23 protein-coding genes are annotated in these 22,330 nt (G+C 68.1%); 8 read left to right on the top strand and 15 right to left on the bottom strand.

The features are described from left to right. Nucleotides 1-142 precede the first annotated feature (142 nt). Nucleotides 143-385: a hypothetical protein gene (locus tag AC5Y4Z_RS08635; protein WP_499962607.1), complete on the top strand. Its 243-nt coding sequence runs from the start codon at nucleotides 143-145 to the stop codon at nucleotides 383-385. Between the two features lie 61 nt (nucleotides 386-446). On the opposite strand, the gene AC5Y4Z_RS08630 is transcribed toward AC5Y4Z_RS08635, so the two are convergent. Next, nucleotides 447-1,250, bottom strand: a complete 804-nt coding sequence (locus AC5Y4Z_RS08630; protein ID WP_499962605.1) for an SDR family NAD(P)-dependent oxidoreductase — start codon at nucleotides 1,248-1,250, stop codon at nucleotides 447-449. A gap of 19 nt (nucleotides 1,251-1,269) precedes the next feature. Here AC5Y4Z_RS08630 and AC5Y4Z_RS08625 point away from each other — a divergent pair, with 19 nt between their 5' ends. After that, nucleotides 1,270-2,160: an NAD(P)-dependent oxidoreductase gene (locus AC5Y4Z_RS08625; protein ID WP_499962603.1), complete on the top strand. Its 891-nt coding sequence runs from the start codon at nucleotides 1,270-1,272 to the stop codon at nucleotides 2,158-2,160. On the opposite strand, the gene AC5Y4Z_RS08620 is transcribed toward AC5Y4Z_RS08625, so the two are convergent. Both AC5Y4Z_RS08620 and AC5Y4Z_RS08615 read right to left on the bottom strand, forming a co-directional pair. After that, a complete protein-coding gene (locus AC5Y4Z_RS08620; protein ID WP_499962601.1) occupies nucleotides 2,143-2,973 on the bottom strand; it encodes an SDR family oxidoreductase in 831 nt (276 codons plus the stop codon). The two genes, AC5Y4Z_RS08625 and AC5Y4Z_RS08620, sit on opposite strands and share 18 nt — an antisense overlap. A gap of 89 nt (nucleotides 2,974-3,062) precedes the next feature. Next, complete coding sequence (locus tag AC5Y4Z_RS08615; RefSeq protein ID WP_499962598.1) at nucleotides 3,063-3,992, bottom strand: enoyl-CoA hydratase; 930 nt, start codon at nucleotides 3,990-3,992, stop codon at nucleotides 3,063-3,065. 97 nt (nucleotides 3,993-4,089) lie between these two features. Here AC5Y4Z_RS08615 and AC5Y4Z_RS08610 point away from each other — a divergent pair, with 97 nt between their 5' ends. The 3 genes from AC5Y4Z_RS08610 to AC5Y4Z_RS08600 all read left to right on the top strand — a co-directional run bounded on the left by AC5Y4Z_RS08610 (nucleotide 4,090) and on the right by AC5Y4Z_RS08600 (nucleotide 6,359). After that, nucleotides 4,090-4,254 carry a hypothetical protein gene (locus AC5Y4Z_RS08610; protein ID WP_499962596.1) on the top strand — a complete coding sequence of 55 codons (165 nt, stop codon included), beginning with the start codon at nucleotides 4,090-4,092 and terminating at the stop codon, nucleotides 4,252-4,254. Continuing rightward, nucleotides 4,255-5,715, top strand: coding sequence for an alpha,alpha-trehalose-phosphate synthase (UDP-forming) (locus tag AC5Y4Z_RS08605; protein WP_499962595.1), 1,461 nt, complete (start codon nucleotides 4,255-4,257; stop codon nucleotides 5,713-5,715). Between the two features lie 65 nt (nucleotides 5,716-5,780). Next, nucleotides 5,781-6,359, top strand: coding sequence for a hypothetical protein (locus AC5Y4Z_RS08600; protein WP_499962593.1), 579 nt, complete (start codon nucleotides 5,781-5,783; stop codon nucleotides 6,357-6,359). A 9-nt stretch (nucleotides 6,360-6,368) separates the two neighbouring features. Here the strand turns inward: AC5Y4Z_RS08600 and AC5Y4Z_RS08595 are convergent, their stop codons facing one another. From AC5Y4Z_RS08595 to AC5Y4Z_RS08540, 12 genes are all read right to left on the bottom strand, one after another. After that, complete coding sequence (locus AC5Y4Z_RS08595) at nucleotides 6,369-6,854, bottom strand: mammalian cell entry protein (protein WP_499962591.1); 486 nt, start codon at nucleotides 6,852-6,854, stop codon at nucleotides 6,369-6,371. Beyond that, nucleotides 6,854-7,573 carry an Rv1363c family protein gene (locus AC5Y4Z_RS08590; RefSeq protein WP_499963300.1) on the bottom strand — a complete coding sequence of 240 codons (720 nt, stop codon included), beginning with the start codon at nucleotides 7,571-7,573 and terminating at the stop codon, nucleotides 6,854-6,856. Before AC5Y4Z_RS08590 ends, AC5Y4Z_RS08595 begins: the two co-directional genes overlap by 1 nt. After that, nucleotides 7,573-9,300 carry a virulence factor Mce family protein gene (locus AC5Y4Z_RS08585; protein WP_499962589.1) on the bottom strand — a complete coding sequence of 576 codons (1,728 nt, stop codon included), beginning with the start codon at nucleotides 9,298-9,300 and terminating at the stop codon, nucleotides 7,573-7,575. The genes AC5Y4Z_RS08590 and AC5Y4Z_RS08585 overlap by 1 nt, the downstream gene beginning before the upstream one ends. A 12-nt stretch (nucleotides 9,301-9,312) precedes the next feature. Continuing rightward, nucleotides 9,313-10,476, bottom strand: coding sequence for a virulence factor Mce family protein (locus AC5Y4Z_RS08580; protein WP_499962587.1), 1,164 nt, complete (start codon nucleotides 10,474-10,476; stop codon nucleotides 9,313-9,315). Then, nucleotides 10,473-11,918 (bottom strand): virulence factor Mce family protein, encoded by a 1,446-nt coding sequence (locus tag AC5Y4Z_RS08575; protein WP_499962585.1) that lies wholly within the window; start codon nucleotides 11,916-11,918, stop codon nucleotides 10,473-10,475. The genes AC5Y4Z_RS08580 and AC5Y4Z_RS08575 overlap by 4 nt, the downstream gene beginning before the upstream one ends. Then, nucleotides 11,915-12,979: a virulence factor Mce family protein gene (locus AC5Y4Z_RS08570; protein WP_499963298.1), complete on the bottom strand. Its 1,065-nt coding sequence runs from the start codon at nucleotides 12,977-12,979 to the stop codon at nucleotides 11,915-11,917. Before AC5Y4Z_RS08570 ends, AC5Y4Z_RS08575 begins: the two co-directional genes overlap by 4 nt. 7 nt (nucleotides 12,980-12,986) lie before the next feature. Then, nucleotides 12,987-14,039: an MCE family protein gene (locus tag AC5Y4Z_RS08565; RefSeq protein ID WP_499962583.1), complete on the bottom strand. Its 1,053-nt coding sequence runs from the start codon at nucleotides 14,037-14,039 to the stop codon at nucleotides 12,987-12,989. Then, nucleotides 14,039-15,241 (bottom strand): MCE family protein, encoded by a 1,203-nt coding sequence (locus AC5Y4Z_RS08560; RefSeq protein ID WP_499962580.1) that lies wholly within the window; start codon nucleotides 15,239-15,241, stop codon nucleotides 14,039-14,041. The genes AC5Y4Z_RS08565 and AC5Y4Z_RS08560 overlap by 1 nt, the downstream gene beginning before the upstream one ends. A gap of 18 nt (nucleotides 15,242-15,259) precedes the next feature. Beyond that, the gene (locus tag AC5Y4Z_RS08555) at nucleotides 15,260-16,102 is read right to left on the bottom strand and encodes an MlaE family ABC transporter permease (protein ID WP_499962578.1); all 843 of its coding nucleotides are present in this window, start codon (nucleotides 16,100-16,102) and stop codon (nucleotides 15,260-15,262) included. 7 nt (nucleotides 16,103-16,109) lie between these two features. After that, nucleotides 16,110-16,874 (bottom strand): MlaE family ABC transporter permease, encoded by a 765-nt coding sequence (locus AC5Y4Z_RS08550; protein WP_499963296.1) that lies wholly within the window; start codon nucleotides 16,872-16,874, stop codon nucleotides 16,110-16,112. Between the two features lie 237 nt (nucleotides 16,875-17,111). After that, nucleotides 17,112-18,026, bottom strand: a complete 915-nt coding sequence (locus tag AC5Y4Z_RS08545) for a 3-oxoacyl-ACP reductase (RefSeq protein WP_499962576.1) — start codon at nucleotides 18,024-18,026, stop codon at nucleotides 17,112-17,114. A gap of 23 nt (nucleotides 18,027-18,049) precedes the next feature. After that, nucleotides 18,050-18,241 (bottom strand): ferredoxin, encoded by a 192-nt coding sequence (locus tag AC5Y4Z_RS08540; protein WP_499962574.1) that lies wholly within the window; start codon nucleotides 18,239-18,241, stop codon nucleotides 18,050-18,052. Between the two features lie 192 nt (nucleotides 18,242-18,433). On the opposite strand from AC5Y4Z_RS08540, the gene AC5Y4Z_RS08535 reads away from it, so the two are divergent. From AC5Y4Z_RS08535 to fadD17, 3 genes are read left to right on the top strand one after another with little or no spacing between them, the layout of a single operon-like run. Continuing rightward, nucleotides 18,434-19,618 carry an acyl-CoA dehydrogenase gene (locus tag AC5Y4Z_RS08535; RefSeq protein ID WP_499962572.1) on the top strand — a complete coding sequence of 395 codons (1,185 nt, stop codon included), beginning with the start codon at nucleotides 18,434-18,436 and terminating at the stop codon, nucleotides 19,616-19,618. A gap of 29 nt (nucleotides 19,619-19,647) precedes the next feature. Continuing rightward, nucleotides 19,648-20,745 (top strand): acyl-CoA dehydrogenase family protein, encoded by a 1,098-nt coding sequence (locus AC5Y4Z_RS08530; protein WP_499962570.1) that lies wholly within the window; start codon nucleotides 19,648-19,650, stop codon nucleotides 20,743-20,745. Then, nucleotides 20,738-22,249, top strand: a complete 1,512-nt coding sequence (gene fadD17 / locus AC5Y4Z_RS08525) for a long-chain-fatty-acid--CoA ligase FadD17 (RefSeq protein WP_499963294.1) — start codon at nucleotides 20,738-20,740, stop codon at nucleotides 22,247-22,249. The genes AC5Y4Z_RS08530 and fadD17 overlap by 8 nt, the downstream gene beginning before the upstream one ends. Nucleotides 22,250-22,330 lie beyond the last annotated feature (81 nt).

Genomic DNA, 22,330 nt, shown 5'->3' with positions numbered 1-22,330 from the left:
ACCGACCCCCCACCTTAACACCCATCCTCCCTGATACCCCGAAACCCGCTTTCCCCATTGGACCGATGGGGTGTGGAAACCTATAGTGGAGCTATAGCGGAATGAAATCGCAGGGATGAGGCCGCGTCGAGGGAGTGAACCCATGGACCTGATCGAAGTTGACAGCCGTCGGCGAATCACTCTCCCCAAGGCAGCCCAACATAGCGTCTATCTGGTCACCACCAGCCCGGATGGCACTGTCACCCTCACTCCGGCCGTTGTGCGTACCGCCTTAGAGGACGCGCTCAGAAACCAGCCGGGTTACATCGAAGCACTCGAACGTGACGCCGCCGATCCGAGTAGCGATATCCGCTTCGCAGACTGGCGAAATCCCAACCCGACATAGCCCGCACGAGCGCAACCCGCCCCAGCCCGCTTTCCTCACCGTGTCGCATGAGGTCAACGGGCTAAGCGTGCGTGCCGCCGTCGATGCGGATTTCGGTGCCGGTGATCCAGGCGCCGTCGTCGGACACCAGCATGGCGATGACGCCGGCGATGGCGCCGGGCTCGGCCATCCCGGTCCCGCTGGATTCGACGGTGGTGGGCAGGATCGGCATGAGCCTGGGAAACAACGACCAGTCCGCGTCTTTGGGGATGTATCCCCCTGTGGCGTCGGTGATTCCGGACTTGACGCTGCCGGGCGCCACGCACGCCGCGCGCAGGCCGTCCTTGGCGTACTCGAGCGCCAGCGAGTGGGTGAACGCCTGAATTCCGCCCTTGCTCGCCGCGTAGGCCGCCATGTAGGGATGCGCGAACGACGCCGACGTCGAGCTGAAGTTCACGACCGCGCTGCGCGGATTCGCCAGCAGCGTTGGAAGCGCTTCGCGCACCACGAGAAACGTCCCGGTCAGGTTGATCGCGACGATCCGGTTCCACAGCTCCAGGCTGGTCTCGTGGGTGTGCGCGGCGCGCAGGATGCCGGCGGCGTTGACCAGCGAATCCAATCCGTCGAGCGCCTGGACGGCCGCGCACACGCCGTTGATCACCGAGTCCTCGTTGCCGACGTCCATCGGAAGGGTGGTGAGGCGCTCGGCCGTCGCGGCCTCCTCCGCCCGCGCCTTGGTGGTGGCCAGGCCGTCTTCGGCGACGTCGGCGGCCACCACAGCGGCGCCCTCGTCGAGCAGGCGCAGCGCGGTGGCCTGTCCGATGCCCGACGCGGCGCCCGTCACCAGGATCCGCTTGCCCTCGAGTCGCTGCGTTGCAGGCTTCATAAAAGGCAGAGTGTATGGCATGGACATCGGATTCATCGGCCTGGGAAACATGGGCCGGGGCATGGCCGCGAACCTGATCAAGGCCGGGCACCGCGTCGCCGTATATAACCGCTCCCCCGACAAGGCCGAGGCCCTCGTCGAGCAGGGCGCGACCGCGGCGCGCACCGTCGCCGAGGCGAGCCACGCCGAGGTGGTGTTCACGATGCTCGCCGACGACGCGGCCGTCGAGGCGGTGACGTTCGGTGACGGCGGCGTGCAGGCGTCGCTGCCGGACGGCGCCACGCACGTGTCGTCGAGCACCATCAGCGTCGCGCTCTCGCAGCGGCTGGCCGCCGCGCACGCCGACGCCGGCCAGCGGTATGCCGCCGCACCGGTGTTCGGCAGACCCGAAGCGGCCGCTGCCGCAAAGCTTTTCGTGATCGCGGCGGGCGCCCCGGAGGTCTTGGCGCCGCTGTCCGCGCTGTTCGACGTGATCGGGCAACGGACCTTTGTGGTGTCCGACCAGCCGCACACCGCCAACCTGGTGAAGCTGAGTGGCAACTTCCTGCTCGCCTCGGCCATCGAGAGCGTCGGCGAGGCCGTCGCGCTGGTCGCGAAGGCCGGCGTCGACCGCCAGCAGTACGTCGACATTCTCACCTCGACGTTGTTCACCGCGCCGGCGTATGCGACCTACGGCCGGCTGATCGCGCGCCGGGAGTTCGAGCCGGCCGGGTTCGCGGCGAGCCTGGGACTCAAGGACGTCCGGCTGGTGCTCGCGGCCGCCGAGCAGCTGCAAGTGCCGCTGCCGGTGGCCAGCGTGCTGCGCGACCGGCTGCTCACGCTGGTGGCGACCGGCGGCGGACAGCTGGACTGGTCGGCGCTGGCCGAGCTCGCCGCCCGCGACGCGGGAAGCTCAGACCACTCCGCGTAGCCCCTCGGCGCCGAACGCGGGTTCCAGCATCGCGGAGAAGTCCGGGCCGCGCCGCAGGAGGTGGCCGCCGTCGACGTTGATGCACTGCCCGGTGATCCAGCTGGCCGCGTCGCTGAGCAAGAACATCGCCAGGTTGGCCACGTCCTCGACCTCCCCCGCGCGCGGCAGTGGCGTGCACTGGCGGTAGTCCGCGCTCAACTCCGGCGACTCCGTAATGGGCACAACGAGATCCGTGCGGATCAGGCCCGGACGGACGCTGTTGACGCGCACCCACGACGGTCCGAGTTCGTCGGCGGCCAGCTGCATCATGTGGTCGACGGCCGACTTGGTGACCCCGTAGGCGCCGAACCAGCGGTGGGTGTTGCTGGCCGCGATCGACGAGATCCCGACGAACGAACCGCCGCCGCCGCGCACCATTTCCCGCGCGGCGTGCTTGAGCACGTACATGGTGCCGTTGACGTTGAGGTCGACGGTGCGCCGCCAGGCCTCCGAGTCGATCTGGGTGATGGGCCCGATCGTCTCCGACCCGCCCGCGCAATGCACCGCGCCGTGCAGCCGGCCGTGCCACGCCGTCGCGGCGTCCACCGCGCGGGCGGCCTCGTCCTCGTTGGTGATGTCGGCGGGCTCGTAGCGGATCGAGCCGGCGGCCTTGAGCACCTCGATGTCCTTGGCGGCGGCCGCCAGCCGATCGGGGTTGCGGCCGACGATCATGACCGAGGCGCCGGCCGCGACCAGCCCCGCGGCGACCCCCTTGCCGATTCCGCTGCCGCCACCGGTCACCAAGTACGTCCGGTTGTCGAATGAAAGCTGCACGCCGCGCCCCTTCACGGGAGAAACTGAAACGGGTTCTAGCATAGGCGAGCGATACACCCGCCCCGCAGGTCTATGGCTGTTCGCGCGCGCTACGGCGTATCGCGACGGGCCACCTGCGTGGGCTTGGCGTCGCGCCAGTCCTCCACGTCGGGCGGCAGGCCGACCGCGTACCTGTTCTCGTTGTGGGCCGCCCAGTGCGCATGCCCGAGCTCGTGGATGTGGAACGCGTGCCGCAGCGCCTCGGTGAAGCCCATCGCGTCGGAGGCGGCGTTGACCGAGTCCTTGACGAGCAGCGCCGCCATCGTGGGCCGGTCGGCGATGCGCCGCGCGAACTCCAGCGTCTTGTCCTCCAGCTCGTCGACCGGGAACACCTTGGACACCATGCCGAGCCGGTAGGCCTCGTCGGCGTCCAGCGCGTCGCCGGTCAGCAGCAGCTCCTTGGCCTTGCGCGGGCCGAATTCCCAAGGGTGCGCGTAATATTCGACGCCCGGCATGCCCAACCGCACGGCGACCACGTCGCTGAACTTGGCATTGTCGGCGGCGACGATCAGGTCGCACGCCCAGATCAGCATCAGGCCCGCCGAGATCGCATTGCCCTGCACCTGGGCGATGGTGATCTTGCGCAAGTCGCGCCAGCGGCAGGTGTTCTGGAAGAAGTAGTGCCACTCCTGCAGGTAGATCTTCTCCGCGATCGGGTCGCGGGTGCCGCCGTTGATGCGGAAGCTCGGCAGCTGGCTGCGTTCGGCGATCGCCAGCTCCGAGCCCAGGTCGTGGCCCGCGGAGAAGTTGCGGCCCCGCGCCGCCAGGATCACCACGCGCACGGCGTCGTCGGCCTCGGCGCGCAGGAACGCCTCGTCGAGCTGGACGAGCAGGCCGCGGCTCTGCGCGTTGTGGGCGTCGGGCCGGTTGAGCCAGATCCGCGCGATGCGGCCCTCGTCGAGGGTTTCGTACGTCACCAGCGCCTCGGCGTCGGTCCCGCCGGCGCCGGCCTGGGTGCCGGCTTGGTCGGAGAGTGTCATTCCGCCCACCTTCTTCTCAGATCCGCGTTGTTTACACATTACGGCCAGTCTGTAAGCGGGTCGCCCTCGGGTCACGCCCTTCGCCTACAGTTATGTCATGCCTACGAAATCTGATCCAGGCGAAATCGGCGACGTGGAGCCGCTGGCCGACAGCACCGCACGCCAGGCGAGGCGGGTCGTCGCCGCGTATGCGAACGACGCCGACGAGTGCCGGGTTTTCCTGTCCATGCTCGGTATTGGGCCGGCAAAGCACGACGCCTAAATGGCTTCTCAGGGCGGCTTCGGCAACTCCGACTTCGTCGTGGTTGCCAATCGGCTGCCCGTCGACCTCGAGTGGCTTCCCGACGGCACGACGACCTGGAAGCGCAGCCCCGGGGGCCTGGTCACGGCGCTGGAGCCGCTGTTGCGCCGCCGGCGCGGGGCCTGGGTCGGCTGGCCCGGCGTCGCCGATGACGACGACGACCTCGACTACGAGCCCGTCGTGCAGGACGACCTGCACCTGCATCCGCTGCGGCTGACCACCGAGGACGTCGCCCAGTACTACGAGGGATTCTCCAACGCCACGCTGTGGCCCCTGTACCACGACGTCATCGTCAAGCCCATCTACCACCGCGAATGGTGGGACCGCTACGTCGACGTCAACCGCCGCTTCGCCGAGGCCACGTCCCGCGCGGCCGCCCGCGACGCGACGGTGTGGGTGCAGGACTACCAGCTGCAACTGGTGCCGGCGATGCTGCGCGAGCTGCGCCCCGACCTGACCATCGGCTTCTTTTTGCACATCCCGTTCCCGCCGGTGGAGCTGTTCATGCAGATGCCGTGGCGCACCGAGATCATCGAGGGGCTGCTCGGCGCCGATCTGGTGGGCTTCCACCTGGCCGGCGGCGCGCAGAACTTTCTGTTCCTGTCGCGGCGGTTGATCGGCGTCAACACCTCCCGGGGCTCGGTCGGGGTGCGGTCGCGCTACGGCGAGGTGGAACTCGAGTCCCGCACCGTTCGGGTGGGCGCGTTTCCCATTTCCATCGACTCGGCCGACCTTGACGCCAAGGCCCGCCACCGCGACGTCCGGCGCCGCGCGCGAGAGCTGCGCGCCGAGCTGGGCAACCCCCGCAAGATCCTGCTCGGCGTCGACCGGCTCGACTACACCAAGGGCATCGACGTTCGCCTGAAGGCCTTCTCCGAGCTGCTGGCCGAGGGCCGCGCCAAACGCGACGACACCGTGCTGGTGCAGCTGGCCACGCCGAGCCGCGAACGGGTGGAGAGCTACCAGATCCTGCGCAACGACATCGAGCGCCAGGTCGGCCACATCAACGGCGAATACGCCGAGGTCGGCCATCCGGTGGTGCACTACCTGCATCGCCCCGTGCCCCGCGACGAACTCATCGCGTTCTTCGTGGCCGGTGACGTCATGCTGGTGACTCCGCTGCGCGACGGGATGAACCTGGTCGCCAAGGAGTACGTCGCCTGCCGCAGCGATCTCGGCGGCGCGCTGGTCCTGTCCGAATTCACCGGCGCCGCCGCCGAACTGCGGCAGGCGTACCTGGTCAACCCGCACGACCTCGAAGGGGTCAAGGACGCGATCGAGGCGGCGCTCAACCAGTCGGACGAGGAGGGGCGGCGCAGGATGCGCTCGCTGCGCCGCCAGGTGCTCGCCCACGACGTCGACCGCTGGGCGCGCTCGTTCCTCGACGCCCTCGCCGAGTCGCATCCGCACGAAGCCAAGTAACCCATGGTGTCGCGACCGAAACGCTGTGATACTCAGATGCGGCGTCGAACGCGGAAGGGGGCGTCATGAAGCTCCGGCGTGGGCTGGCCGCTGGTGCCGGCATCTGTTCGGCCGTTGCATTGGGAATCGCGCTGACGTCGGGCGATCCGGCGAAGGCGATCGGCCCGCCCCCGGATGGCACCTACACCTTCAACGAGGCCGGCGTATCCGGGGTCACCTGGACGATCACGGCGCTGTGCGACCAGCCGTCGGGAACCCGGAACATGAACGACTATTCGGACCCGATCGTCTTCGCGATGAGCTGCGCCCTCAACGTGGTGAGTTCGACGCCGGAAAAGATCTCGGCCGCCGACAAGGCACAAAACTTTTCCAGCAGGGCGCGAATGTCTTCGATGCTGTGGACCCTGAAGGTCGACAACGCGAACGGCGTTTCGTGCCCGGGCGGCGGCACCGCACCGACGACCGAGACCTACGCGTTCAGTGACGAAACCCTGACCGGCACCCACACCACCCTGCACGGTCCCGTCTGCGGGCTGCCGTCGGACATGAAGAAGCAGCCGTTCTCGCTGCAGCCGTCCGGGCCGCCACCCAGCCCCATTCAGCGTTATCCCATGCAGTGCAACCTGATTGCCGCGTGCTGGTGAGCGGGTTCGTCAGATCGGCGTGATGTAGGCGATCAGCCACTGCTTGCCGATCTTGGTGAAGTCGACCCGCAACCGGCTGCCGTCGTAGAGCGGCTGGCGTGACTTGTCGGTCACGGTGCGGTTCATGTAGACCATCACCGACGCCGACGTGCGCTTGGCCGACATGACGCCCACGCCAACGACATTCGCCTGGACGACCACCTCACGCTTCTTGGCCTCCGGGATGATCTGCGTGTTGGCGCTCTTCTGGAACTCCTGGCGATAGGCGGGCGTCAGCAGCGGGTAGGCGGCCGACAGGCTGCGCTCGACGGTCTGGTAGTCGTAGGCGAAGACCTCGGGTATCTCCTTGGCGGCCAACCCGGGCAACACCGCCCGCGCCGCCGCCTCGCCGCGCGTCTGCACCCGCGCCCAGTACAGCCAGCCGGCGACGGCGGACAAGCCGACGAACGCCAGCACCAAAAGAGCGCCCGCGACGGTGGTCAGCAACCGCCGCACTAGTTACCCCCGTCGGGATATTTCAGGTCATAGCCGGTCATCCGCCCCTGTTCGTCCTCGTGCACGATGACGCGCAACCGGTACGGCATGGACGGCTTGTTGGTCCCGTCGATGTCGGCGACCGTGACCCGCACCGACACCAGCACCGACGCGTTGTCGGTGACCGCATCGACGCCCTCCAGAGCGGCGCCGTTGACGACGGCCTCCGAGGTGGCATTGGTGGAACGGAACAGGCCCTTGAGGTTCTCGATGTTGTTGTTGGCGCCCAGCATCCCGCGCAGCGGGCCGCTGGTGCCGTTGAAGAACCGGTTCACGCTCTCGTCGATGTTGTCCTGCTTGTAGCTGAACATGTTGACCACGGTCTGGGTGGCGGTGTCGACGAAACGTTGATCGCGCGCCTGTTGCGCCTCGGCGTGGCGCTGCTGGAGGAACAGCGCGACGACGCAGGCGGTCAGCGCGCCCACCGCCAACAGCGCCGCGGCCGACGAGACCCACACCACCAGCCGCCCGTTCGGCCGCCGCCGGGGCGGCGGTTTGACTCCCTTGAGCGCCTTGGCGGACGTGCCGGGTTTGGCGGCCGGCGCCGTGGGCGCCGACGACGCCTCGACGGCGACCGGAGCGGCCGCGGTCGACTCGGTCTTGGCCGGGCCCGCCGCCCGGGATGCCCGCCGGCGGACGCGCCGGGTCGTCGTTTGTTCAGTCGTCACCGCATCGCCAATCAAAGAGGCCTTGGATCAAGCATCAGATCCACCCAGTTCTCGGCGCTGGACGTGCCGGTTGCGCCGGCCGCGAAAATACCAGTGCCGCCCGCCGGGTCCACAAAGGCGCCGGTGCGTTCGTCATAGGTGGTGTAGGCCGGGCCGCTGGCCTGCGGCTGCGAACCGGGCGGCGGCGGCCCCCACGGCTTCTCCGGGCCCGGGCCCGCCGGCGGCGGGTTGATCCCCACCGGCGGGGCCGGCGGCGGCAGCCACTTGGGGAACGGAATCTGGGGCGGCACCGGCGGCACGCCCGGCGGCTGCCACGACGTGAACGGCGGCGGCGGCCCGTTGTCGTTCGGCGGCGGCGGGGAGAACGCGGGCTGGTGGTTGGGCAGCGGCCCGGGCCCCGGCGCCACGCCGGGCGGCGGCGGACCGGCGATCGCGATGCCCGGATCGGGTTCGGCGTCCGGCGGGATGTAGGGGAACTTGTTGGGCGGCAACACGTTCAGCCCGTTGGTCATCGGCGTGTCGTACGGGACCGGCGGGCCGCGCCAGGGGTTGCGGCCAACCGGGACGAAGCCCTTCGGGTCACGGCACAGCTGGATCGTCGGCGCCCGTTTGCCGGGGAATTCCTGGCAGGGATAGTTGCGGGCGCCGCGCACGGTACTGGGATCGTTCTGGGCGACCTTGCAGTACAGGTCCTTTGGCAGCTCGCGGATCGTCTCGTCGGCCGGCGTGCGCATCAACGGTGGTGGGATGAAGCCGACGGCGCACGGCGGCGGGTCGTTGAGGTCAAGCTTGAAGTCGAGCTTGGCGCCCTCGTCCTGCGGGGTGCCGTTCGCGATCGTGGTGATCGCGGCGAACAGCGCCGGAAAGACGACCAGCAGCTGCTCGATCGACTTGTGATAGATGACGCCGACGCGGCCCAGGTTGGCGAGGCTGGCGGCCAGCGCCGGGAACGACGGGCGGATGCCGGAGAACGCGGTGCTGGCCTCGTCCGTCGCGCCCGGTGCGGTGGCCAGCGTCTGCCGCAGTTGCGGGTCGGCCTGGTGCACCTCGGAGGTGAACCGCGCCAACCCATCTGAGAGCGACTTGATGTCGGCGCCGGCGCGAATCTGGGATTGCAGGAACGGGCCCGCCTGGTCGATCAGCTGTGAGACCTGCGGGTAGTTGGCATTGGCCTCGTCCACCAGCAACCGCGCGGACTCGATGAGCCGGGCCAGCTCGGGACCCGAACCGTTGGCGGCCATGAACGTCTCGTGCAGCAACTCGCGCAACCGGGTGTCGCCGAGGCTGTTGACCAGCGTCTCCGCCCGCTTCAACAGCTCGGCGACCTCCTGGCCGATCCGGGTGTTCTGCCGGTCGATGCGAGAGCCGTTGTGCAGCTTGGTCGTTGCCGGGTTGCCCGGCGGCACCAGGTCGATGTACTGCTCGCCGACCGCCGACACGCTCTTCACGGTGGCGGTGACGTTCGACGGGATGGGGGTGCCGCTGTTGAGCCGCATCTCGGCGATGACGCCGTTGGGGCTCAGCCCCACCGACTCCACCCGGCCGACCGCGACACCGCGGTAGGTGACGTTGGCGTTCTTGTACAGGCCGCCGCCGGCGACGAAATCCGCGCTGACACCGTACGTTCCGATCCCGAACGTGGCGGGCAGCCGCAGGTAGAACACGGCCATCACGCTGAGTGTGATCACGGTGATCACCGCGAAGATCCCCAGCTGGACCCTGGTCAGTTTGTCGATCATCGGCGCCGCCCCCTACTGCCCCTGCGAGCCCGAAGCCGTGCCGGGTGGAATCTTGAACGGGTCGGCGGCCTGCCCGGACAGGTTGGCCAGCTCGCCGGTCAAAAAGTCGGGCGGGTTGAGGATCTCGCTCATGTGGGCCATGTTCGGGTCCAGGAAGGACGTGGTGAAGAACGTCTCGCCGATGCGGCGCAGGGTGAGGTCGAACGTGGTGAACACGTTGAGGTAGTCGCCACGCACGGACTGCTTGATGCCGAAGTTGGGGAACGGGAAGGTCAGCAGCAGCTGCAGCGAGGTGACGAAGTTCTTCCGGTTGTCGTTGAGTTCCTTGACGACCGAGTACAAGCCCTTGACGTCCTCGGCGAAGTCGACCTTGGTCTTGGCCAGCACGTGGGAGGTCACGGTCGCCAGCCTCTTCAGCGCGGCGAACGCGTCGACGATGTGTCCGCGGTTCTTGTTGAGCACCCGGATCGCCTCGGGCAGCGTGTCCAGCGCCCGGCCCAGGTTCTCCTTGTCGCGCGCCAGGCTCGCCGAGAACCGGTTCAACCCGTCGACCGCGCTGATGATGTCGTTGACCTGCCGGTTGAGGCCCGCGGTCAGCTCCTCCAGTCGGGGGATCAGGCCGACGAACTGGTCCTGGCGGCCGGCGAAGGCCTGATAGGTCTCGTCGGTGATCTCTTCCAGGGCACCGAGATTGCCCTTGTTGACCACCACGCCCAGCGCCGAAAGCACCTCTTCGGTGGTGGGATAGCGGCCCGTGTTGGACTCGGCGATCTTCGATCCGTCCTTGAGCCGGCCGGTCGCCGGCTTGTCCTTAGGCGCCGCCAGGTCGATGTGCATCGAGCCCAGCAAGGACGTCTGGGCCACCGTCGCGGTGGTGTTGGCCGGCAACACCACGTTCTTGTTCAGCGCCAACTTGACTGCGGCATAGAAGGATCCGTCGGCCCGCTGCACCGCTTCGATGCCCGAGACGCTGCCGACGGTCACGTCGTCGACCATGACCGGCGAGTTCTGCGGCAGCGTCGCCACATCGGGCATGTCGACGGTGATCGAATACGCGCCGCTGCCGTGGCCGGCGGTACCCGGCATCGACAGCGAGTTCAGCCCGTTGAATTGGCAACCGGCCAGCAGAACGCCGCCGGACGCCAACACGGTGCCGCGCAACCAGATTCGCCTCATCCGCCACCACCCAGGTCGGCCGCCGGGGCGCTGGGCGCCTGGTTGGGCGGGGGGCCCGGCAGCGGACCGAACGCGTTCCCGGGCCCGGGACCCGGCGCGGTGCCGGGGCGCGCGCCGGTGGGCGACGGGCCCGGCGCCGGCCCGGTCTGCGGCGCGGTCGGGACCAGCAGGGCCTGCAGGTCCGCGGGATTCTGTGCGGTCGGCGGCGTTTGGACACCCTTCGCCGGTACCCAGGTCAGCTGCGGAATCGGGGTGGCCGCCTTGGCCTGGGTCTCGGGGGTGTCGTAGATGATCTGGCCCTTGTAGGCGGTGATCGTGTTGAGCGGGTGGAACATGATCGGCGGGTAGTTCGCGCTGAGCCGGCGCAGCACCGGCCCCAGCCGCTCACGGCAGATCTCGGCGCGCCGGTAGTAGTCGGGCGCCCTCGGTCCAGCTTGCGTCTCGAAGGACCCACCGCAGATGAACTGCACCGGGTTGGCGAACTCGGGGATCGACAACAATCCGGTCAGCGCCCCCTGCGCCGGGTCGTAGATGTTGTAGAAGTTGGCGATGCCGGGGCCGGCCACGTGCAGCACCTGCTCGATGTTGTCGCTCTGGTCGCTCAACGTCTGCGCGAAGTCGTTGAGGTTGTTGACGGTGTCGATGATCGTCGAGTTGTTCTCGTGCAGGAAGCCGCGGATGTCCGAGAGGGCCTGATTGAGGGTGCCCAGCGTGTTGTCCAGGTGCCGCGAGCTGTCGGCGAGCACCTGTGACACCGACGCGACGTTGCCGGCGAACTGCACGATCTGCTCGTTGCTCGACGACAGCGCGTCCACCAGCACCTGCAGGTTCTTGACCGTGCCGAACAGGTCGCTGCGCGAATCCCCCAGCCGCCCAGCCACTTGCGAGAGCTCACGCAGCGCGCTGTGGAACGACTGGCCCTTGCCGTCGAGCGTGTCGGCGGCCTGGTTGATCACCGAGCCCAGCGGGCCCTGCATCGAGCCGGTCGTGGGGCCCAGCTGGACGGCCAGTTGGGTCAGGGCCTCCTTCACCTCGTCCCATTCCACCGGGACCGCCGTGCGGGCCAGGTCGATGCTGCCGCCGTCGGGCAGCGCGGCCCCGCCGGTGTAGGCCGGGGTGAGCTGAATGAACCGCGCCGACACCAGGTTCGGCGAGATGATGACGGCTCGGGCGTCCTTCGGAATCTTGACGTCCTTGGACACCGACATGACGATCTTGACGTCGGTCGGGCGCGGTTCGATCGTGTCGATCGAACCCACCGGCACCCCGAGGATGCGGACCTGGTCGCCCGGATACAGGCCGACGGCGGACGCGAAGTAGCCGATGACGGTGCGGTTGTTGCCTTGCGCCGTCAGCACATACACGCCCCCCACCACCATCGCGACCAGCGCGATGATGACGGTGTAGCGCAGCCCCCGGCTGCCGGCGATCCGATTCGTCATGGCGACTTCGGCCTGATGATCCAGCGTTCCTGAATGAGCCCGCGCAGGTAGTCGGACAGGCTGGCCGGCAGCTTGCCCGGCTGGTAGAAGAAGTCGAACATCGTGGCGAGCAGCGGCGCGGGAATCACGCCGTAGACGTTCACGTTGAATCCGGGCCCGGAGCCGACCACCTCGCCCAGCTCGGTGGCGTAGGTGGGCAGGCGCTTGAGCGCCTCGGTGATGTATTCGTGGCGCTCGTTGAGGTTGGCCAGCACCAGGTTCAGCTTTTTCAGCGCGGGGCCGAACTCTTTGCGGTTGTCGGCGACGAAGCCCGAAATCTGTTGCGACAGCCCATCGATGCCCGCGATCAGCTGACCGAGGGCGGCGCGCCGCTCGTCGAGCGCGGCGAACAACTCGTTGCCGTCGTCCACGAGCTTGTTGACCTGGTTGGCGCGCTGCGACAGCACCGCGGTGACCGACTTCGCGTGCGCCAGCAGGCCCTGCAGCGCCTCGTCACGCCGGTTCAGCGTGCGCGACAGCGACGTCACCCCGTCCAGCGCGCCGCGCAGTTCGGGCGTGGCGTCGTGCAGCGTGTCGGTGAGCACGTTCAGCGCCTGCTCGAACCGCGGCTTGTCGAGGTTGTTCGCGTTGTTGCCCAGATCCTCGAGGGCACCGGCCAGCGTGTACGGGGTGGTGGTCCGGTTCAGCGGGATGGTGGTCGCCTTGCCGTTGCCGCCCGGGGTCACCGCGATGGAGCGTTCGCCGAGGATGGTGTCGGTGCGGATCGCGGCCAGCGACTGATCGCCGACGGTCACGTGCCGGTCCACGCTGAAGGTCACCTTGGCGCTGTCGCCGGCCAGGCCGACGGAGGCTACCTTGCCGACCTTGAAGCCCGACACGTAAACCGCGTTGCCGGGCGTGATGCCGCCGGCATCGGTGAAGTACGCGTCGTAGGTCTTTCCCTGCGGCCAGAACGGCAGCCCCGCGTACCCGAACGCGATGAGCACGACGCAGATCACCAGCACCACGCCGAAGATGCCGGTGCGCAGCGGGTCGCGCTCGCGCCTCGGCGGCTTCTGCACCTCCGTGTCATTTGACAAACGAGCACCTCCCCTTGCTCGGATCGACCTGGCCACCCATGGGTATCAGGATGTCGCTGCCGGCCGGCCCGTTGATCTTGATCGTCACCGAGCAGAAGTAGATGTTGAAGAACGACCCGTAGGCACCGAGCGCGGCCAGCCGCAAATAGTCCTCGCCCAGTTGCTCGACGTCGTTGTTCACCTCGGCCTTGCGGTTGTCCAGCTCGGTGGCCAGCGGCCGGGTGTTCTCCAGGACGCCCTGTAGCGGTCGGCGCGAATTCTTCAGCAGCTCAGTCAAGTCCGTGGTCGTGGACGCCAGCGGGGGGATGGCGCCGGCGATCGCGTCCTTGTTCTGGGCCAGCCCGGTGATCAGCTGCTGCAGCTGGTCGACGCTGACCGAGAACTGCGCGCTCTTCTGGTCGACGGTGCCCAGCACCGTGTTGAGGTTGGTGATGGTGTCCCCGATGAGCTGGTCGCGCTGACCCAGCGCCGACGAGAAGGCGCTGGTGTCGGCCAGCACGTTGGACAACGCTCCCCCCTGGCCCTGCAGCAACTGGATGACCGCGCTGCTGATCGTGTTGACCTTGTCGGCGTCCAGCCCCTTGACCAGCGGGCGCAACCCGCCCAGCAGCGCGTCGAGATCCAGCGCGGGCTGGGTGTGCTGGGAATTGATCGTTCCGCCCGCCGGCAGCTTACGCAGTTCCCCCGGGCCCGACGTGATCTCCAAAAAGCGGTCACCGACCAGGTTTTCGTACCGGACCACCGCCCGCGTCGACGAGTACAGCGTGTAGCGCCGGTCGACGCCGAACTTCACGTCGATGGTGTTGTCCGGGTTGAGTTTGATGCCGGAGACCGCGCCGACCGGCACGCCGGCGATGCGGACCTTCTGGCCCGCCTTCAACCGCGACGCGTCGATAAACGTTGCGTGGTACGTGTTTTCGGCCCCGAACCGGAAGTCACCGAAAACGATCACCAGGCCCGACGCCACGAGCAGCATGACCACCGTGAAGATGCTGACCTTGATCACCATCGACCGGTGCGACGGCATGCCCGCGGCCGCCATCAGAAGTCGTCCCGTTCCGCGAAGGCGCCGTGGAACAAGAACTGCAGCGTCGAGGGCGCGTCGACCTGGACTTCGGTGAACGGCTCGTACGGGACGTTGGCGTTGTCGGTGACCAGGAACGGCGCGCGGTAGAACGACCCGCCGCTCTGCTTGGTCGGGATGTCGGGCAACCCACGGCAGTTCGGGCCGCCGGAGGCGTTGACGATCGGCAAGCTCTCCGGATAGGTGTACGACGGCGCCCCGAGGACGAAGTTCGACGACGTGAACAGACCCGCCTTGCGCACGCCGAGAATCGGGGCGTACTCCCGGATGCCGCGCTCGATGCCCGCGAACAGGCAGCCGAATTCCGGCGAATAGTCGTGGGCCACCTTGATCGGGGCCCGCAACCGGTTGATGGCGTCGATGAAGTTCTGCTCCGCCGGCTCCAACGTCTCATAGGCGTTGTTGGACAGGCCGATCGTCGCGAGCAACGTGTCGTTGAGGTTGTTCTGTTGGTCGACCACCGTCTTGTTGATCGTGGGCAGATTGTCGAAGATGGTGTTGAGGTCGGGGGCGGCGTCGGCGTAGGTGTCGGTGACGATCCCGGCCTTGCGGAAGTCCTCCTGCAGGGCGGGCAGCTTCGGGTTCGCTTGGCGCGCCAGCGTATTCAGTCCCGACAGCAGCGAGCCGAAGTCGTCGCCGTGGCCACGCAGGCCTTCGGCCAGCGCGCTCAGCGTCCCGTTCAACTCGACCGGATCGACCTTGTGCAGCAGGTCGATCAGCGACTGGAACAGGGTGTTGACCTCCAGCTGCACCGAGGAGGCCGCCACGTGCGCGTCGGGACGCAGCGCCGTCGGCGAGGGCGCCTGGGGCGGAATGAATTCCACCGACTTGGCACCGAAGATGGTATTGCCCGCGATGCGCACCGTCGCGTTGGACGGGACGAAGTGCATCTGGTCGCTGTTGATGGCCAGCGTGAGCCGCGCCTGGTCGCCCGAGTAGTCGATGCCGGTGACCTTGCCGATCTGGATGCCGCGGTATTTGACCTTGGCGCCCTTGTCCATCACCAGCCCCGCCCGCGGGGCCGAGACGGTGACGGCGTCGGTCGAGGCGAAAGCCGCTGTGTAGGAGAGGTAGGTCACGACGGCGAAGGCGACCAACAAACTGGCCAGCAGCGCCGCTGCCAGCCGAGCAGATGTGCGTCGGGTTCCTCCGTCTGCCATGTTTCTTTGCGCGCCCCTTTATCCGGAGAGGTTGAAGTTACCGGACGCGCCGTAGACGGCCAGCGAGATGAACAGGGTGATGACGACCACGACGATCAGCGACGTCCGCACGGCCTGGCCGACCGCGATGCCGACGCCGATCGGACCACCGTGGGCGTTGTAGCCGTAATAGGTGTGGACCAGCATGACCGCGATGGACATCACGATGGCCTGCAGGAATGACCACAACAGGTCCGAGGGTATGAGGAACGTGTTGAAGTAGTGGTCGTAGAGGCCCTTGGACTGCCCGTTGATGTACACCGTGGTGAACCGGGCGGCGAAGAACGCGGCGAGCACCGACAGCGAATACAGCGGAATGATCGCGATCAGCCCGGCGATCAGCCGGGTGGACACCAGGTAGGACACCGAGTGCACCGCCATGCACTCGACGGCGTCGATCTCCTCCGACACCCGCATGGCCCCCAGTTGGGCGGTGGCGCCGGCGCCGATGGTGGCCGCCAGCGCGATGCCCGCGATCACCGGCGCGACGACGCGGACGTTGAGGAATGCCGACAGGAAGCCGGTCAGCGCCTCGATGCCGATGTTGCCCAGCGACGAGTAGCCCTGCACGGCGATGACGCCGCCGGAGGCCAGCGTCAAAAAGGCCGCGACCCCGACCGTGCCGCCGATCATCACCAGCGCCCCCGCGCCCAGCGTCATCTCGGCGATGTTGCGGATCGTCTCCTTGCGGTACCGGGTGAGCGCGTTGGGGACGTAGCGCAGCGTCTCGCCGTAGAACAGCGCCTGGTCGCCGAAGTCGTCCACCGGTCCCTGCAGCCTCGCCGCCAGGTTGCGCAGCCGGTAGGTGAGGTCGTAGCTCATGGCCCGCTCACTTGGCCGAAATCCGCACGCCGATGGCGGTCATGACCACGTTGATGACGAACAGGCAGATGAACGCGTAGACGACGGTTTCGTTGACGGCGTTCCCGACGCCCTTGGGTCCGCCCTTGACCGTCAGGCCGCGGTAACACCCGACCAGCCCGGCCATCACGCCGAACAGCAGCGCCTTGACTTCGGCGAGCACGAGCTCGCGCAGCCCGGTGAGCACGGTCAGCCCGTTGATGAACGCGCCCGGGTTGACGCCCTGCAGGAACACGGAGAACACATAGCCACCGGACAGGCCGATGGCGCATACCAACCCGTTGAGCAACAGCGCGACCACCGTGGAGGCCAGCACCCGCGGCACCACCAGCCGCTGGATCGGGTCGATGCCCAGCACCCGCATCGCGTCGATCTCTTCGCGGATGGTGCGGGCGCCCAGGTCGGCGCAGATCGCGGTGGCGCCGGCGCCGGCCACCACGAGCACGGTCACCACCGGGCCCAGCTGGGTGATGGTGCCGAATGCCGTTCCGGCGCCGGACAAGTCGGCGGCCCCGATTTCGCGCAGCAGGATGTTGAGGGTGAAGGCCACCAGCACGGTGAACGGGATGGACACTAACAGCGTCGGCACCAGCGATACGCGCGCGATCATCCACGTCTGTTCGAGGAACTCACCGAATTGGAACGGCCGTCGGAAACTCGCACGGCCGGTCTCGATCATCATTTCGAAGAACCCGCCGACGGCGCGGGCGGGAACCGCAAGCTGTTGTATCAGCGCGGCCACCCCCCTTCGCTGCTCGCGGCGAAGCCTATGTATCGCCTATGACGTGTCTTCGTTCGCATGCGGCTCGGTGTGAGCCGGATCATATTAACCCAGAAGAATCTCACGGTGTCAATGAACAGCATTTCTGTATCCGAACCGTTAATTTGGCCAGGTCAGAGCTATTGCTACCGCATTAATCTGACACAAGTTCTACTCGCCGATTCCCCCCCATAAAGTGCGTTTACACGGTCATTGCTCCATCAGGCCGACGGCGGAAAAATTCCGCTCCGGATCGCGCCCAGCAAAGTATTTCTGCAGCGCGCCGCTGAGCTGGCCGGGCTCCCACGCGGGCCCGTCGGCCTCGAACCGGTGCTCGGCCGTCGGCGCCGCAACCAGCGTCACCTGCCGGCCATAAACGATGAACACCTGGCCGTTGACCTCCGCGGCGGCCGGCGACGCCAGGAACTTGACCAGGTTCACCACGTGCTCGGGCGAGAGCGGGTCGATGCCACCGGGCTCGACCTCCGGCGCCGCTCCGAACACGTCGGCCGTCATCGCCGTGCGTGCCCGCGGACAGATCGCGTTGGCGCACACGCCGTAGCGGCCCAGCGCCCGGGCGGCCGTGAGGGTCAGCGAAATGATGCCCGCCTTGGCGGCGCCGTAGTTGGCCTGCCCCACCGGCCCCACCAGGCCGGCTTCCGACGCGGTGTTGACGATCCGGCCGAAGACCGTGCCGCCGGAGTCCTTGGCCTTGGCGCGCCAATAGGTGGCCGCGTTGCGCGTGAGCAGAAAATGCCCGCGCAGGTGCACGGCGATGACGAGGTCCCATTCCTCGTCCGACATGTTGAACAGCATCCGGTCGCGGGTGATCCCGGCGTTGTTGACCACGATGTCGAGCCCGCCCAGGCCGTCGGCGGTGCCGACCAGTTCGTCGGCCGTCGAGCGTTGGCTGATGTCGCCGGCCACCGCGACGGCCTTGGAACCGGTCGCGTTGATCTCGTCGAGGACGTCGGAGGCGTCCAGCGCCCCGGCGATGTCGTTGACGACGACCGTTGCGCCGAGCCGGGCTAAGCCGAGCGCCTCGGCGCGGCCCAGGCCCGCGGCCGCACCGGTGACCACCGCGACCTTTCCGGATAGATCGGTCGCGTTTGTGCTGCTAGTCAATTTATGAATACCTCTAGTCTGGGTCAGTCTTCGCGCAGGAGGGCCGCGCGCGGGCACTCGGCGATCGCCTGCTCGGCCAGCTGCTCCCGGTCGGCGGGAATCGGATCGGTCTTCACGACGGCGTAGTCCTCATCGTCCAGGTCGAAGATGTCCGGTGCGATTCCCAAGCACACCGCGTTACCTTCACACCGGTCACGGTCGACGATCACCCGCACGGCACCCTCCTCGAGCCTGGCCTAGGACCTGAGCACACGCCCCATCAGCACTTAGCTAAAACTAGGTACACCATAGGGCCCCGATGCGTCAGGGGAAACGGTCGCTGGATTCCCAGACTAGAACGTGTTACAACCGGGAAGACGAACGGGTGGCTTTTGGTCGCCGAACGCTGAACCGAAGGGCGGCTTGGAATGCGCATCAGTTACACCCCTGAACAGGAGGAGCTGCGTCGCGAGCTGCGTTCGTACTTCACCGAGCTCATGACCCCCGAGCGCCGCGAGGCGCTGACCTCTTCAGGGGGCGGCGAGGTCGGCACCGGGACCGCGTATCGCGACACCGTCGCGCAAATGGGTAAGGACGGCTGGCTCACCCTGAACTGGCCCAAGGAATACGGCGGCCAGGACCGCTCGCCGATGGACTCGCTGATCTTCACCGACGAGGCGGCCATCGCCGGTGTGCCGGTGCCGTTTTTGACGATCAACAGTGTGGCGCCGACGATCATGGCCTTCGGCACCGACGAGCAGAAGAAGTTCTTCCTGCCCAAGATCGCCGCCGGGGAGCTGCACTTCTCGATCGGCTACTCCGAGCCCGGCGCCGGCACCGACCTGGCCAACCTGCGCACCACCGCCGTCCGCGACGGTGACGACTACGTCATCAACGGCCAGAAGATGTGGACCAGCCTGATCGCCTACGCCGACTGGGTGTGGCTGGCGGTGCGCACCAACCCCGAGGCCAAGAAGCATCGCGGCATCTCGATGCTGACCGTGCCGACCACCGCCGAGGGCTTCTCCTGGACACCGGTGCACACCATGGCCGGCGTCGACACGAGCGCCACCTATTACTCCGACGTGCGAGTCCCCGTCACCAACCTGATCGGCGAGGAGAACGGCGGCTGGAAGCTGGTGACCAACCAGCTCAACCACGAGCGGGTCGCCCTGGTGTCGGCGCAGCCGATCTTTTTGGCCCTGCGCGAGGTTCGCGAATGGGCGCAGAACACCAAGGACGACGGCGGCGCCCGGCTCATCGACTCGGAGTGGGTGCAGCTCAACCTGGCCCGCGTGCACGCCAAGGCCGAGGTTCTCAAGCTGATCAACTGGGAACTGGCCTCGGCGTCCAGTGAAGCGTTGAACCCGGCGGACGCGTCGGCGGCCAAGGTGTACGGCACCGAGCTGGCCACCGAGGCCTACCGGCTGCTGATGGAGGTGCTCGGCACCGCGGCGACGGTACGCCAGAACTCGCCGGGCGCGCTGCTGCGCGGCCGGGTCGAGCGGATGCACCGGGCCTGCCTGATCCTGACCTTCGGCGGCGGCACCAACGAGGTGCAGCGCGACATCATCGGGATGGTCGCCCTCGGGCTGCCCCGGGCCAACCGCTAGAGCGTCTCTATATATAAGGACAAGAATTCATGGACTTCACCACGACGGAAGCCGCACAGGACCTCGGCGGGCTGGTCGACACCATCGTCGACGCGGTGTGCACGCCGGAGCACCACCGCGAGCTGGACAAGCTCGAGCAGCGATTCGACCGCGAGCTGTGGCGCAAGCTCGTCGATTCCGACATCCTGACCAGCGCGGCGCCGGCGGCGCTGGGCGGCGACGGCTTCGGCGTCCTCGAGCAGGTCGCCATCCTGGTGGCGCTGGGCCACCAGCTGGCCGCGGTGCCCTACCTGGAGTCGGTGATGCTGGCCGCTGGGGCGGTGGCGCGGTTCGGCTCGGAGGAACTGCAGGAGGCGTGGGGCGCGCCGGCGGTGCGGGGCGAGAAGATCCTCACCGTCGCGCTCGACGGCGAGATGGGCGAGGGGCCGGTGCAGGCCACCCGCGCCGGGGACGGCTACCGCCTGACCGGCACCCGCACCCAGGTCGGCTTCGGCCCCGTCGCCGACGCCTTCCTGGTTCCGGCCGAAACCGATTCCGGCGCGGCCGTTTTCCTGGTCGCCGCCGACGACCCCGGTGTCACGGTGACGGCGCTGGAGACCACCGGGCTGGGCAGCGTCGGGCACCTGGCGCTGGATGGGACGACGGTGGACGGCGCGCGCAGGGTCGGTGACGGCACCGTTTCGGTCTGGCTCGACACCCTGCTCACCTTGGGCCGCAGCGCATTCCAGCTCGGGGTGCTCGAGCGTGGCCTGCAGCTGACGGCCGAATACGCCCGCACCCGTGAGCAATTCGACCGCCCCATCGGCAGCTTCCAGGCGGTCGGCCAGCGGCTGGCCGACGGGTATATCGACGTCAAGGGGTTGCGGCTGACGCTGACCCAGGCGGCCTGGCGCGTGTCGGAGGACATCCCCGCCGAGATCGACGTCGCCAGTGCGGGGTTCTGGGCCGCCGACGCGGGGCACCGGGTGGCGCACACCGTCGTCCACGTGCACGGCGGCGTGGGCGTCGACACCGATCACCCCGTGCACCGTTACTTCCTGGCAGCCAAGGAAATCGAGTTCGCGCTGCGCGGTGCCACCGGGCAGCTGCGCCGGATCGGCCGTGAGCTTGCCGAAACCCCTGCCTAGCCCGACCGATCTGACGGTCACCGACCTGCTGGTGCCGCTGGCCGACATCGACGACCGGGGCGTCTATTTCGAAGACTCGTTCACCAGCTGGCGCGATCACCTGCGGCACGGCGCCGCGATCGCGGCGGCGCTGCGCGGGCGCCTCGACCCCGGCAAGCCGCCGCACGTCGGCGTGCTGCTGGAGAACACGCCGTTCTTCTCGGCGATGCTGGTCGCCGCCGGGATGTCCGGCATCGTGCCGGTGGGGCTCAACCCGGTGCGCCGCGGCGATGCCCTGGCCCGCGACATCGCCCACGCCGACTGCCAGTTGGTGCTGGCCGACTCGAATTCGGCTGCGCCACTGGGCGATATCGGGCATGTGAACGTCGATTCCGCTGCGTGGGCCGCCGACGTCGACGCGCATCGGGACGCCGCGCTCGAGTTTCAGTCCGCATCCCCGGCGGACCTGTTCATGCTGATCTTCACGTCGGGCACCAGCGGGGAGCCCAAGGCGGTCAAGTGCAGCCACGGCAAGGTGGCGATCGCCGGCGCGACGATGACGCAGCGCTTCGGCCTCGACCGCGACGACGTCTGCTACGTGTCGATGCCGCTGTTCCACTCCAACGCCGTGCTGGTCGGGTGGTCGGTGGCCGCGGCGTGCCGGGGCTCAATGGCGTTGCGGCGCAAGTTCTCCGCGTCCGGGTTCCTGCCGGATGTGCGCCGCTACGGTGCCACCTACGCCAACTACGTGGGCAAGCCGCTGTCGTATGTGCTCGCCACCGAGGAGCGGCCCGACGACGCCGACAACCCGCTGCGGGCGGTGTACGGCAACGAGGGCGTGCCCGGCGACATCGACCGCTTCGCCCGCAGGTTCGGCTGCGTCGTGCAGGACGGGTTCGGTTCGACCGAGGGCGGGGTGGCGATCGCCCGGACCCCCGACACCCCGCCCGGCGCGCTGGGGCCGCTGCCGGACGGGATCGCCATCGTCGATCCCGAGACCGGCCAGCCGTGCCCGGCGGGGGTGGTCGGCGAGCTGGTGAACACCGCCGGGCCGGGCCGGTTCGAGGGCTACTACAACGACGCGGCCGCCGAGGACGAGCGGATGGCCGGTGGCATGTACCACAGCGGCGACCTCGCCTACCGCGACGAGGACGGCTACGCGTATTTCGCTGGCCGGCTTGGTGATTGGATGCGGGTCGACGGCGAAAACCTGGGCGCCGCCCCGATCGAGCGGGTGCTGCTGCGCTACCCCGGCGCCACCGAGGTGGCGGTGTATGCGGTGCCCGACGCGATCGTCGGCGACCAGGTGATGGCCGCGCTGGTCATGGCGGCCGGCGTCGAGTTCGATCCCGAGAAGTTCCGGGCCTTCCTGGCCGAGCAGCCCGACCTGGGCCCCAAGCAGTGGCCGTCGTACGTGCGGGTCAGCGCGGAGCTGCCGCGGACGGCGACCTTCAAGGTGCTCAAGCGGCAGCTATCGGCCCAGGGCGTCGACTGCGGCGATCCGGTGTGGCCGGTTCGCCGGTAGATAATCGGCCCATTAGCGCCGAAACACGCAATGCGCTGCGCGTACCGAGATACGATCCGGTCCTACTGATTGCAGCGATGG

This window comes from Mycobacterium sp. NGS63, from assembly GCF_059812295.1.
Note: the sequence above shows the minus strand (reverse complement) of the source record. Positions and strands in the feature narration are given on the sequence as shown.